The organism is Streptomyces sp. NPDC057280, from assembly GCF_042668605.1.
Taxonomy (GTDB): domain Bacteria; phylum Actinomycetota; class Actinomycetes; order Streptomycetales; family Streptomycetaceae; genus Streptomyces.
In genome coordinates this window covers 275,804-287,827 of the sequence record NZ_JBHUYR010000004.1, presented here as the reverse complement: position 1 = coordinate 287,827, position 12,024 = coordinate 275,804, and the positions used below count along the sequence as shown (strand labels likewise).

General features: G+C 72.1%; 14 protein-coding genes. 5 read left to right on the top strand and 9 right to left on the bottom strand.

Going from position 1 to position 12,024, the window contains the following annotated elements; all coding sequences use genetic code 11:
- Window positions 1-14: 14 nt before the first annotated feature.
- On the top strand, window positions 15-884 hold the full coding sequence (locus ACFUO4_RS25190) for an acyl-CoA thioesterase II (RefSeq protein WP_079309538.1): 870 nt from the start codon (window positions 15-17) through the stop codon (window positions 882-884).
- A gap of 132 nt (window positions 885-1,016) precedes the next feature.
- Here the strand turns inward: ACFUO4_RS25190 and ACFUO4_RS25185 are convergent, their stop codons facing one another.
- The 7 genes from ACFUO4_RS25185 to ACFUO4_RS25155 all read right to left on the bottom strand — a co-directional run bounded on the left by ACFUO4_RS25185 (window position 1,017) and on the right by ACFUO4_RS25155 (window position 7,609).
- Window positions 1,017-1,916 (bottom strand): DUF6397 family protein, encoded by a 900-nt coding sequence (locus ACFUO4_RS25185; protein ID WP_383488547.1) that lies wholly within the window; start codon window positions 1,914-1,916, stop codon window positions 1,017-1,019.
- A gap of 126 nt (window positions 1,917-2,042) precedes the next feature.
- A complete protein-coding gene (locus ACFUO4_RS25180) occupies window positions 2,043-2,456 on the bottom strand; it encodes a roadblock/LC7 domain-containing protein (protein ID WP_383488544.1) in 414 nt (137 codons plus the stop codon).
- Window positions 2,457-2,624: 168 nt separating this feature from the next.
- Window positions 2,625-3,230, bottom strand: a complete 606-nt coding sequence (locus ACFUO4_RS25175; RefSeq protein WP_079309536.1) for an ATP/GTP-binding protein — start codon at window positions 3,228-3,230, stop codon at window positions 2,625-2,627.
- Window positions 3,231-3,377: 147 nt separating this feature from the next.
- On the bottom strand, window positions 3,378-3,791 hold the full coding sequence (locus ACFUO4_RS25170; protein WP_079309535.1) for a DUF742 domain-containing protein: 414 nt from the start codon (window positions 3,789-3,791) through the stop codon (window positions 3,378-3,380).
- Window positions 3,792-3,811: 20 nt separating this feature from the next.
- Window positions 3,812-4,246, bottom strand: coding sequence for a roadblock/LC7 domain-containing protein (locus ACFUO4_RS25165; protein ID WP_059198419.1), 435 nt, complete (start codon window positions 4,244-4,246; stop codon window positions 3,812-3,814).
- On the bottom strand, window positions 4,243-6,789 hold the full coding sequence (locus ACFUO4_RS25160; RefSeq protein ID WP_383488539.1) for a nitrate- and nitrite sensing domain-containing protein: 2,547 nt from the start codon (window positions 6,787-6,789) through the stop codon (window positions 4,243-4,245). The genes ACFUO4_RS25165 and ACFUO4_RS25160 overlap by 4 nt, the downstream gene beginning before the upstream one ends.
- A gap of 43 nt (window positions 6,790-6,832) precedes the next feature.
- Window positions 6,833-7,609 carry an MHYT domain-containing protein gene (locus ACFUO4_RS25155; RefSeq protein ID WP_079309534.1) on the bottom strand — a complete coding sequence of 259 codons (777 nt, stop codon included), beginning with the start codon at window positions 7,607-7,609 and terminating at the stop codon, window positions 6,833-6,835.
- Between the two features lie 153 nt (window positions 7,610-7,762).
- Here ACFUO4_RS25155 and ACFUO4_RS25150 point away from each other — a divergent pair, with 153 nt between their 5' ends.
- A complete protein-coding gene (locus ACFUO4_RS25150; protein WP_383488536.1) occupies window positions 7,763-8,362 on the top strand; it encodes a class I SAM-dependent methyltransferase in 600 nt (199 codons plus the stop codon).
- Between the two features lie 6 nt (window positions 8,363-8,368).
- Here the strand turns inward: ACFUO4_RS25150 and ACFUO4_RS25145 are convergent, their stop codons facing one another.
- Window positions 8,369-9,124: an alpha/beta fold hydrolase gene (locus ACFUO4_RS25145; RefSeq protein WP_383488533.1), complete on the bottom strand. Its 756-nt coding sequence runs from the start codon at window positions 9,122-9,124 to the stop codon at window positions 8,369-8,371.
- A 108-nt stretch (window positions 9,125-9,232) separates the two neighbouring features.
- Between ACFUO4_RS25145 and ACFUO4_RS25140 the strand changes: the two genes are divergently transcribed.
- Window positions 9,233-9,757 (top strand): PadR family transcriptional regulator, encoded by a 525-nt coding sequence (locus ACFUO4_RS25140; RefSeq protein WP_383488530.1) that lies wholly within the window; start codon window positions 9,233-9,235, stop codon window positions 9,755-9,757.
- Here the strand turns inward: ACFUO4_RS25140 and ACFUO4_RS25135 are convergent.
- Window positions 9,743-10,639: an oxygenase MpaB family protein gene (locus ACFUO4_RS25135; protein ID WP_383488527.1), complete on the bottom strand. Its 897-nt coding sequence runs from the start codon at window positions 10,637-10,639 to the stop codon at window positions 9,743-9,745. The genes ACFUO4_RS25140 and ACFUO4_RS25135 overlap by 15 nt on opposite strands.
- A gap of 103 nt (window positions 10,640-10,742) precedes the next feature.
- Between ACFUO4_RS25135 and ACFUO4_RS25130 the strand changes: the two genes are divergently transcribed.
- Together ACFUO4_RS25130 and ACFUO4_RS25125 are read left to right on the top strand one after the other, a co-directional pair.
- Window positions 10,743-11,039, top strand: a complete 297-nt coding sequence (locus ACFUO4_RS25130; protein ID WP_059198415.1) for a hypothetical protein — start codon at window positions 10,743-10,745, stop codon at window positions 11,037-11,039.
- Window positions 11,040-11,171: 132 nt separating this feature from the next.
- The gene (locus ACFUO4_RS25125; RefSeq protein WP_383488524.1) at window positions 11,172-12,023 is read left to right on the top strand and encodes a hypothetical protein; all 852 of its coding nucleotides are present in this window, start codon (window positions 11,172-11,174) and stop codon (window positions 12,021-12,023) included.
- Window position 12,024: the final 1 nt, after the last annotated feature.

Genomic DNA, 12,024 nt, shown 5'->3' with positions numbered 1-12,024 from the left:
GGAGAGACGCGGTCATGACGACGAACCCGGCCGAGCGCCTGGTCGACCTGCTCGACCTGGAGCAGATCGAGGTCAACATCTTCCGGGGCCGCAGCCCGCAGGAGTCCTTGCAGCGGGTCTTCGGCGGCCAGGTGGCGGGCCAGGCGCTGGTCGCCGCCGCCCGCACCACCGAGGGCGACCGGCCCGTGCACTCGCTGCACGCGTACTTCCTGCGCCCGGGGCGGCCGGGCGTGCCGATCGTGTACCAGGTCGAACGGGTGCGGGACGGCCGGTCGTTCACGACCCGCCGGGTCACCGCCGTGCAGCAGGGGCGCACGATCTTCAATCTCACCGCCTCCTTTCACAAGCCTGAGCAAGGGTCGTTCGAGCATCAGCTGCCGCCGGCCCGCAAGGTCCCGGACCCCGAGTCACTGCCGACGGTCACGCAGGAGATCCGCGAGCATCTGGGCGCGCTGCCGGAGCAGTTGGAGCGGATGGCGCGCCGGCAGCCCTTCGACATCCGTTATGTGGACCGGCTGCGCTGGACGCCCGAGCAGGTCAAGGACGCCGAGCCGCGCAGCGCGGTGTGGATGCGTGCGGTCGGGCCGCTCGGGGACGACCCGGTCGTGCACACCTGCGCGCTGACCTACGCCAGCGACATGACGCTCCTGGACGCCGTGCGCATCCCGGTGGAGCCGCTGTGGGGGCCGCGCAGCTTCGACATCGCCTCGCTGGATCACGCCATGTGGTTCCACCGGCCGTTCCGCGCGGACGAGTGGTTCCTCTACGACCAGGAGTCCCCGATCGCGACCGGCGGACGGGGCCTGGCGCGGGGGCGGATCTACGACCTGGAGGGGCGCCTGCTGGTGTCCGTCGTCCAGGAAGGGCTGTTCCGGGCGCTGTAGGCCCCGGGCCGGGCGGGTACGTGTCGGGCGTGCCTTTCCGTCATGCGCTTGCGTGCCCTTCCGTCATGCGCCTGCGTGCCCTTCCGTCATGCGCCTGCGTGCCCTTCCGTCATGGGCTCTCGCGTCTTTCCGTCATGCGCTTCTGCGGCGCAGCCAGCCCATGAGTCCTCGGGTTGCTTGCCGGGAGGCGGCCTCCTCGGGGGAGGGCGGGGACAGGGGCAGGGGCGCGGTCGGCCGCTGCTCCCCCGCCGGGCGCGGCGCGGGCCGGAGGGTGCGGGCGTCCTCCATGGCCCGGGCCAGGTCGGCTCGCAGTCGGCTGATCTCGTCCGGGTCGTCGGCGGTCATGATCTTCTCGGTGAGCTGCGCGGTCGGCGTGCCCGGTGTGCCCTGGTTCGGCGGCGCAGGGCGGAAGCGGTTCAGACAAGAGCGCTCGTACGGGTCCCGGACGAGCTCCGCGATCTGGGCGGAGTCGAGGAAGGCGGCGAGGGCTCCGGCGCTCTCCCACGGGCCGTCGGCCGTCCGCAGCAGGAACTCGCGGTGCCGGGCACGCCAGTTGCGGGGACGCAGGTCCACGCCCTCCGCCAGCAGGCCCCGCATCCCCTCGGGTGTGCGACGTGCGTGCAGCAGCGGGGTGTTCCGCTCGTCGGCAGCGAACTGCTCGAGTTCCTCGGCGAGATAGAGCCAGACGACGGCCCGGTACCTGTTGAGATAAAAGCGCACCGGTGCCACGACGCCGAGGCGCGCGAGGCGGGTGAACCTGCCGACGGGGATGTCCATGACGTCCGCGCCCTCGGTGGTGCCCACGATCCGCACCCGCTGCTGGAAAGCTTCGGGGAAGTCGTCCTGCGCGCGGAGCCGGTCCAGTTCGGTGCGGGGGACCCGGCGGCCCCCTCCCCCTTCGTCGGGCACGGTCCGGATATGGCCGAGATGGACGCCCAGATCGAACTCGTTCCGCTTCAGACCCAGTTCGCGCGCCGCGCGGCCCGGGGTGAGAGTGAGCTGCTGGGGCCTGGTGAGGGTGCTGCCGGTCATGGTCGTACTCCCCCGTGGAGTCGGTGCTCACGCTGTGTGCGTTCGCCGTGACACAAACCGTAGCCCGTCGAGCGAATCTCCGAGCGGGCCTGTGGATAACTCCATGGGGGGTGACGAATCAGCAGGTCAGAGGTCTGCGGCCGGGCTCCGCTCGGGCTGCCGGACGTCCACGCCAAGGTGCTCGCCGACCCGGTTGACGAGCAGCGTCATCTCGTAGGCGATCTGACCGATGTCGGCCTGCGCGCCGCTGAGCACGCACAGACAGCTGCCGGCGCCCGCCGCGGTGACGAACAGCACCGCGTCGTCGAACTCGACCATCGTCTGGCGGACTCTGCCCGCGCCGAAGTGCCGGCCGGAACCCTTGGCCAGGCTGTGCAGTCCGGACGCGACGGCGGCGAGGTGCTCGGCGTCCTCGCGTCGCAGACCCGTGCTGGCCCCCGCCACCAGGCCGTCGTTGGACAGCACCAACGCGTGCCGGACGTGGTCGACGCGCTCGGTCAGATCGTCCAGCAGCCAGCCGAGTCCCTGGTTCTGCGCCATGTCTTCCGTCTCCCCGTGTGACGTCTCCCCCTGGCTGGAGGAGTTCCTCGCCACCCTTCCCGACGACCGACGCCGGGGCAAGGAGAACAGGGCATGGCACGGGTAAGAACGGCGGCCTTCGGTCAGTTCGCCGCGGCGGGGCCCGCCGGTGTCGAAGCCCGGCCGCGTTCAGCCCACGGAGTCCAGGAGCCGGGCGGTGTGCATCCGCCCGGCGTACTCCACGAGCCGGATCAGCACCTCCTTCCCGGAGTCGCGGTCCCGGGCGTCGCACAGCACCACCGGGGTGCCGCGGTCCAGGTCGAGGGCGCGTGAGACGTCCTGGGCGCCGTAAGTGCGGGCCCCCGTGAAGCAGTTGACGGCCACCACGAACGGGATGTGCCGGTGCTCGAAGTAGTCGACCGCAGGGAAGCAGTCCTCCAGCCGCCGGGTGTCCGCGAGGACCACGGCACCGAGCGCACCCTGGGACAGCTCGTCCCACAGGAACCAGAAACGGTCCTGCCCGGGAGTGCCGAAGAGATAGAGGGAGAGGCCGGAGCGGATGGTGATGCGGCCGAAGTCCATGGCGACCGTCGTCGTGACCTTCTGGTCCACGCCGTCCGTGTCGTCGACCAACTGACCGGCCTCGCTGAGCAGTTCCTCGGTCCGCAGCGGCCTGATCTCACTAACCGCACCCACCAGGGTCGTCTTGCCCACGCCGAACCCACCGGCAACCAGTATCTTCAACGCCAGCGCGGCCTGCTCGCCGCCCTGGGCATCGGAAGTCTCGGAGACCATCGATCACTTCTCTCGGGAGTGCCGGCAACGGTCGGCCGTGCAGGTGCGTGAAGTCAGCATGATGACAACTGCGGCACCCCTTCGAGGGGTTGGACCGCTATTAGACCGATGTGACCGAGTCGTGCGCATGCGGTTTCGAACTTTCATCTACAGAGCTCGCAGTCCTTCGATGACCTCGCGCAGAATCCGTTCGTCAGGAAGCTGCGCGGGCGGCACGGGGCGGCTGACGGTGACGCAGCCGAGTTCCAGGAGGTCACCGAGCAGCACCCGCACCACACCCAGGGGCAGGTCCGCGCCCGCGGCGAGTTCGGCGACGGACTGGGTCTCCAGGCGGCACAGTTCGATCAGCGCCCGGTGTTCCGGCCCCAGCGAGGTGTCCTCGTCGGGACCGGGCGCCGCCGCGTCCAGCGTGACGAGGGCGATCAGGTCGAAGCGCACCCCGGTGGGGCCGGGTTTGGTCCGTCCGCCCGTCATGGCGTACGGGCGGACGAGAGGTCCGGCCTCGCCGTCGTACCACTGGCTGCCCTGCTCCCGCGGGGCGCCCGTCATGTCCTCCGTCATGAGCGGACCGCCTTCTCGTCTCATCCGGCGGGCGGCCGTGCGGCTACCCGCGGCGCCGTGTACAGGTGCTCGCCGACGCGTTTGACCAGGCGGGCCATCTCGTAGGCCACAAGGCCGATGTCGGCGGTCACGGCCGTGAGGAGCGCGAGGCAGGAACCGTCACCGGCGGCGGCCACGAACAGGTAGCCGTCGTCCATCTCGACCATCGTCTGCCGCACCCCGCCCGCGCCGAAGTGGCGTCCGGCGCCCTTGGCCAGGCTGTGGAAGCCGGAGGCGACGGCGGCGAGGTGCTCCGCGTCCTCGCGGCGCAGGTCGGTCGACGCCCCCACGGCGAGGCCGTCGTTGGACAGCACCACGGCGTGCCGTACCTCGCTGACGCGCAACACCAGATCGTCCAGCAGCCAGTCGAGTTCGCCGGACCGCTGAGCGGCCCTCATGGCCGGGTCCTGGATCATTCGGGGTCTCCTTCGCTGCTGTCTCTTGGCGCGGGCGAATCCGGGGCGGCGCCGTGTCCGGGCCGGCGGCCGCCGCCGCGTGCCCAGCCGTCGCGGTAGGCCGCCATCCGGTCCCGTACGAGCTCGGGGGTGCGCCGGTCGTCGGCCTGGGGGTCGGGCCGCGGTTCCGGTTCCTCGCTGCGCGGCGCACGCAGCTGAGGAGCCAGGTTCGCCTGCCGGACGCGGCGCGGGAGGTCGTCCGTCGCGTCGGGTCCTTCGGGGTCGTCCTGGGGGCGGTGCAGACGCAGGGTGGCGACTCCGGGAGGCGGGGTGTCACCGGCGGACTCCGCCCTCGCCGTCGCCCTGTGCTCCGCCGGGGCCGGTGGCGCGGGGGCCACCAGTGCGGGCCGGTCGGCGGGTGCGTGGACGGATTCCTGGAGCCGGGCGGCACCGGGCATGCGCGCGTACTCGCGTTCCGTGTCGGCCACCTTGCGGGGGGAACGTTCCTCCGCGCCGCTGTGCAGCAGGGCGGTGGGCAGCAGGACCACCGCGGTGGTGCCGCCGTACGGCGAGGTGCGCAGGTGGACCTTGATGCCGTGCCGGGCCGCCAGCCGGCTGACCACGAACAGGCCGAGCCGGTCGCTGTCGAAGAGGTCGAGCGCCTCGGACTGCTCGATACGGCGGTTGGCCTCGGTGAGGGTCTCCTTGCCCATGCCGAGCCCGCGGTCCTCGACCTCGACGGCGTATCCGTTGCCGACGGGCTCGCCGGTGACGCGCACGCGCGTGTGCGGCGGTGAGAACTGTGCGGCGTTCTCGACGATCTCCGCGAGGAGGTGGGTGAGGTCGGCGACGGCGCCGCCGACCACGGACGCCTCAGGGAGCTGGCGCACCTCCACGCGCGCGTAGTCCTCGACCTCGGAGACGGCAGCGCGGACCACGTTGGTGAGGGAGACCGGCATGCGCCAGGCCCGGCCGGGTGCCGCGCCGGAGAGGATGATCAGGCTCTCCGCGTGCCGCCGCATCCGGGTGGTGAGGTGGTCGAGGCGGAAGAGGTCGCTCAGCTCGCCCGGGTCCTCGGAGCGGCGTTCCATGCTGTCCAGGAGGCTCAGCTGACGGTGGACCAGGACCTGGCTGCGCCGGGCGAGGTTGACGAACACCCCGGAGATGCCGCTGGCGAGCTCGGCACGCTCCACGGCGGCCCGCAGCGCGGCCCGGTGCACGGTGCCGAGGGCCTCGGCGACCTGCCCCGTCTCGTCCTCGGAGGGCGGCCCGGACGGGGCCTCCGCGCGGATGTCGATCTCCTCCCCGGCCCGCAGCTTCCGCATGGCCTCGGGGAGTTTGCGCCGGGCGATCTCCAGGGCGCTGTTGCGCAGGCTCACCAGCTCGACGACCAGACCGCGTCCGATGCGCACGGAGATGACCAGGGAGGCGGCGACGGCGACGAGGCCGAGCAGGACGGCCGCGCCGGCCGGGGTGAGCAGTCCGCGGGTAAACGGGTCGGCGCGGTCGGCAACCCCGCGTCCCGCGTCGGCCTCGATCGTCCGCATGCCGTCCTGCACGCGCGCGTGTGCCTTCGCCCAGGTCGCCTCGGGTGCCGCGTTGATCGCGGAGGCGCCGGGCCGACTGGTGAGGACCCGGTCCTCGACGGTCGCGACGGCGACGTAGTCACCGCCGTCGGCGAGGTCCCGCCAGGCGCCGCGTTCGGAGCCGCGCAGGTCGGCGACGGCGGCCTCGGTGAGCGCGCGGCGGGTGTCGACGGCGCCGGTGAACAGCCGCAGCCGTGTTCCGTCGAGGCGTCCGGCGAGCCGTGCGCTGGAGAGCACGACGTCCTCCTGGGCCAGGGCCTCGCCCGCGCGGGAGAACTCGAGCAGCACGCGCGCGTCGGAGCCCAGTTCGGCGTCCTGGATGCCGGTGAGGGCGCCGCCGACGGAGAAGGCCGTCGAGATGGTGCGCGTGTAGCGGCCGTACGTCTCGTCCCAGCCCGCGCGGCGGTCGAGGACCGCGGTGCGCAGGGAGCTCAGTGCCTCGGCGCCGCTGACGAAGGTCTCGAGACGCTGGGCCACACCGGCGGGCAACTCCTCGCTGTCCGCGACGGTGTTGTCCTCACCGAGCCGCAGCTTCGCCACGGCCCGGTCGGTGCGGTCCGCGAGGGTCTTGAGGTCGCCGGCGCGGTTGGCGGCCGGGTCGGTGGCATAGCGGACCGCGGCCGCGCGTTCGGCCTGGAGGGCGGCGACGGCCGCGGCGACCGGGGTGCGGATCTCGGAGTCGACGCGTTGCAACTGCCGCAGCCGGGAGACGTCCTGGGCGGTGGTCACGGTGGCGTACGCCCACAAGGCGAGCAGCGACACCACCGGCACCATCAGCAGGCAGACGATCTTTGCGCGCACGGTGCGCGGGCGTATCCGCCAGCCCCCCGCGCGCGTGGGCGGGTCGTCGGGGACGGCGCCCATCGGGTCGTCCGGTCCTTCGTCGGCCGGTGGTCCGGCGTGTGCGCGGCGGCCGCGGGCCGGGCCGGCGGATGGTGGCTCGGAGCCGGTCGTGGGGGTCCTACGGGGTGTTCGCATGGCCTCCTGCCTCGGAGAGTGGTTCGGCTCGCCCGGAGGGCCCTCAGAGAGCGACGGCGTTCTCGACCGGCCGCTGGGCGGAGGCGGACGCCTCGCGCTCTCCCGTCGAGGGCGACAGCGCGACGAAGGCCGAGGTCAGGAACAGATAGGACCCGAGCCCGACGGCGAGCGGGAAGATGAACTGCATCGCCGTCGCCCCGGGCAGCGCGGCGCCGGACGGTGTGACGCGCACGCTCACCGCGAACATCCCGGTGTAGTGCATGCTGCTCACCGCGGCGCCCATGATGAGGGAGGCGATGGTGACGGCGACGGGCGACTTGATGTTGAGCGCCGCCCACAGCGCGGCGGTCGCGGCCACCACGGCGATCAGGACGGAGAGTCCGACGAGCACCGGGTCGTAGTGCACCTGCCCGTGCAGGCGAACGGCCGCCATGCCCAGGTAGTGCATGCTGGCGACGCCGAGTCCGGTGGTGAGCCCGCCGAGGAAGAGCGCGCGGGCGCGGTCGCGGCTGTAGCCGACGGCGAAGACGCCGGCACAGACGACGATCATGGCGACGAGCAGGCTCACGATGGTGAGCGGCACGTCGTAGCGGATGTCCGTGCCGCTGACGCTGAAGCCGAGCATGGCCACGAAGTGCATGGTCCAGATGCCGGTGCCGATCGCCGAGGCCGCGGTGATGAGCCAGTTGCGGCGCGAGCGTCCGGTGGCGCCGAGCGCGCGCATGGTGCAGCGCAGGCCGAGTGCGGCGCCGATGCAGGCCATCACGTACGACAGCACGGGGGTCAGCCAGCCGAGGGCTGCGTGGTCCAGGTGTCCCATGGCCCCGGGACGCTAGTCGGGGCACGGGTGCACAAAGGGGGCGCATTTCGAAAGCTGCTGGAATATGACGCAGCGATGTACCTGAACGATCGCGTCCCGCTCGAACGTGCGCACAGAAAGCGTCACCCTTGTCGGTGAGGGATCATGCGGAACATGAGCGACGACCACACACATGTCCAGGAGTTCTTCGGTGCCCGGGCGGCCGACTGGGACACCCGGTTCCCCGACGACGGTCCCGCCTACGCGGCCGCGGTCGCCGAACTCGGGCTGCGCGAAGGGGACCGTGTGCTCGACGCCGGCTGCGGCACCGGACGCGCCCTGACGCCCCTGCGTGCGGCCGTGGGCCCCTCGGGAGCGGTCCTCGGGGCCGATCTGACCCCGGCCATGCTGCAGGCCGCCGTACGAGCGGGACGGGACCGCGACGGGCAGCTGCTGCTCGCCGACGTGGCCGCACTGCCGTTGCGTTCACACTCCCTGGACGCGGTGTTCGGGGCGGGGTTGATCTCCCACCTGCCCGATCCGGCCGAGAACCTGCGGGAGTTGGCGCGCGTAGTGCGCCCGGGCGGCATCCTGGCGCTGTTCCACCCGATCGGCAGGGCGGCGCTCGCGGCGCGTCAAGGCCGTCGGATCACTCCGGAGGATCTGCGCGCCGAGCCCAACCTCCGGTCCCTGCTGGCCGGTTCCGGGTGGCGGATGACCTCGTACGTCGACGAGGACGCGCGGTTCCTGGCACTGGCGGTGCGCGAGGACTGACCGCCCTCACGCCGGGCCGGCGACCGCGGCCACGAACGCCTCGGGGTGGTCGAACATGACGTTGTGGCCGGCGCCGGGCACGGTCACCACGCGCACGCCTGCCTTCTCCAGCCCCTCCCTGCCGTCGAGTTCGCCGCTCGACTCGCCCTGCAGGTACACGCGGTCGACGGTGAGCCCTTCGAGGATCGTGCGCATCACGGGGTCGGAGCCGCGCCGCAGCCCGACCGCCGAGCGGTGCAGGGCGCGCGGGTCGGCCAGCCGCATGGTCGCGGCCCACAGCGGTCCGACCGCCTCCAGCACGCGCGCGTGGCCGCCGTCGACGAAGGCGTCCTCGTCGTAGGAGGCGATTCCGCTGCTGCCCGCGGTCGGCGGCGGGAAGGCGTCCAGGTTGGCCTCGGTGAGCACCAGCCGGGAGACCAGCTCGGGCCGCCGGTGGGCGAGCACGATCGCGACGGCGCCGCCCATGCTGTGCCCGATCACCTCGGCACCGGTGAGCTGCGCCGCGTCCAGTGCCGCCGCCAGGGCGTCGGCGTGCTCCTCCAGCGTGTAGCCGAAGTGCTCGGGCCGGTCGCTGAGGCCGTGCCCGGGCAGGTCCACGAACAGGCTGCGCCTGCCCGCGAGTTCGGGCCGGGCGGCGATGTGGGCGTGGTACACGGAGGACATCGCCCCCAGCCCGTGCACGTACACGCGCGCGGGTTCGTCGCCGGGCACCTCCGTCCAGCGGACACGGCTTCCCTTGCTGTCGAACTCGGCCTGCTGCATCGCGTCCTCCCTTGTCGGCGTCAGCGACACAATACATCGACTACGAGGTATTTAGTAAGCGATGTATCCACTGAGCGATGTACACCGCGCGTAGGGCAGAATGCGGGCATGCTGGAACTCGCCATCCTCGGCTTCCTGTACGACGCCCCCCTGCACGGTTACGAGCTGCGCAAACGCATCACCGCGCTCACCGGGCACGTGAAACCGATCGCCGAGAGCACGCTCTACCCGGCGATCAAGCGCCTGGAGAAGGCCGGACTGCTGGAGCGCGCGACGGAGCCCGGCTCCGTCGCCGCGCCGCGGCACGTACTGACCCTCACCGAGGACGGTCGTCACGAACTGCGCCGACGGCTCGCCGAGCCGGTGCAGCGCGACATCACCGACGAGAACCGCTGGTTCACGCTGCTCGCGTTCCTCCGGCACCTGGAGGACGCGCCCGCGCAGGCGGCCGTGCTGCGGCGCAGGCTGGCGTTCCTGGAGGAGCCGGCGAGCTTCTTCTACGAGGGTGACCGGCCCCTGCGCGCCGAGGAGTTGGACGATCCCTTCCGGCGGGGGATCCTGACGATCGCGCGCGCGACGTCCCGCGCCGAACTCGGCTGGCTGCGGGACACCCTGGCCTCACTCGGCGGCTGAACCGTCCCGATGCCGCACGGGGCAGCCGCGTACGCCCGGAACGGGGCGGGTGCCCAGTTCCGCCAGCCGGTAGCCGTCCGGGTAACCCTTGACCTCCCAGTTCTGGCGGGCGAAGTGCGGTGCGCTGCGCGGCGGGAGGAGCCGGACCGCGCGGCCGCGCAGGCGGACGGCGCCCCGCACGAGCCTGCGGGTCGCCGCGCCGGGAGCCGGATAGCGGAAGGCGCGCAGCAGCGGGTCGTCGAGGAGAGCGAGCGTCGAGGTCCGCAGCAGGGGCGCCAAGGGGCGCGGATACCAGGACGCCATCAGGTCGAGCGTGGCGTCCGAGACGCGCCGCGCCCCTTCGTCCCAGCCGAAGTGGGCCTTCTCGTAGGCGTCGAGGCAGTCCTCGAACTCCTCGTAGGTCTCCGGGATGTCCGTGATGCCCATGTGCCGCCCCAGAGTGCGGTAATGGACGGTCGAGGCGACGATCTCGTGACGGGACAGTCGACGCCACGCGTAGGTGTCGATCCACCGTCTGGGCATCACCACGAACGTGCACAGGACGTAGCGCATGTCATCGTTCGTGATGGCGTAGCTGCGGTGCATCTGGTTGATGCGGCGGATCGCCGTACGGCCCTCCTCGCTGCCGAAGCCGTGCTCGACGACGGCGTCCAGGAGCAGCGAGGTGTCGTCGTACCGCTTCTGCGGCCGGTCCGTGAGCTCCGCCGTCTCGGCGAGCAGGCGGCCGATGCTCGGGACGGCGTAGGTGCGGTAGAGGGCCAGCTCCAGGGAGCGGGTGAAGTCCCAGGGGAACTCGTACGCGGCCATCAGCCGGTAGATCTCCGAGGCGTCGTCGTACGGGTCCATCCGCCGTATCCGCTCGAGCCGCTCGTACCGCTTCACCGCGGCGCCCCCCTTCTGCCGTCGAAGCTCCAACTCTACGTTGGGTAAGAGGAGATGAACGATCAGTACAGGCGTCACACCACGCAGGGGGAAGGTGGTCAGCATGTGGGGCAGGATGCGCAAGTCGTTCGTCAGATTCGTCAACACCGTGCGCGCCGACATCGACAACGGCCGGGACAAGCGGACGCACAACCTGTTCGAGGCCGCGGCGGCCTATGTGTCGGCCTGCGCGGAGGACGACCAGGAGCAGATCGACGAGGCCGCGGGCTGGGTGTCGCCGGAAGCGTTGTCGTTCGGGGTGAGCGAGCTGGCGTGCCGGGCCGTCATCGCGCTCGCGCGTGAGCGCGACGAGTCGCCGCAGACTGTGGCCCGCGCCCTGCTGGGGCTTCCGGCGGCCTGAAGCACGTCAACCGCGGTCGATTCGCCCCGTCCGACCGGAAAACTGCAGCTCCGGGGTGCATGGGAGTCGTGACAAGCTGCTTCCGCTCGCACTAGGGTGCGCGCCGTTGGACGAACCGATGGGGAGGCTGGGATGGCCGGGACGGACGAGGACGCCGTCGCCGCCGCGGACGATGCGCTCTATGTGCTCACGGCGGTGCTGCTGACGCCGGCGAAGTTCCCGAGCGTGCTGGGCGACGACTATCCGGAGGCCTGTGCGGCGCTCGGTCTCGCGCCGCTCGCCGACGGATACGGCCTGGTGCTCGGCCAGGACGGCGACGGCTCCCGCTGGACGGTCGTCATCGACGACGTCTCACTGGTCGCCGTCGCCATCGCGTCGTGGGACTGCGGCATGGAGTACGAGCTGTCTCCCGACGAGCACACGGTCGTCGCCGCCCTGCCGGGCTGGCCGCTCGCCGTGGCCGTCGCCGCGCCGGGCGTGCCCGCTCCGCACGATCCCGGGCCGGAGGTGGCGGACCGCCCGCCGCTGACGCCGCCGGACACCTCCACGTGGGGGCCGGCCCAGCGGCGTCTGGGCGCGGACGAGATCGCCGTCCAGTGGTCGCTGTGGCGGGAGCAGATCGACGACGCGGAGTTCCCGGTGCCGGGGGCGGCCGCCGAGGCCTCAGGGGATGCGGAGAGCGCGGAGAAGACCGAGGGGAACGGGGGCGACGGCGGCCATCAGGGCATCCGGCGCGTTCTCGCGGAGGCGCGCGGATACGTGGACACGCCGCCGCCGCTGGGCCGCGTCCGGTCGTCCTTCGCACCGGGGGACGCCCGCACGTTGCGCGCGGACGGCCCCGGCTGGTCGCTCGTGGCCAGGACCGACGACATCGCCTTCGTCCTGCTGGACGAGGAGCCGGGCGAGGTCCTCCCGGTGGGCCGCGGCCCGGAGCTTCCGGGGCTGCTGGAGGCGCTCGACAAGATGGCGGTACGACCCCTCTGAG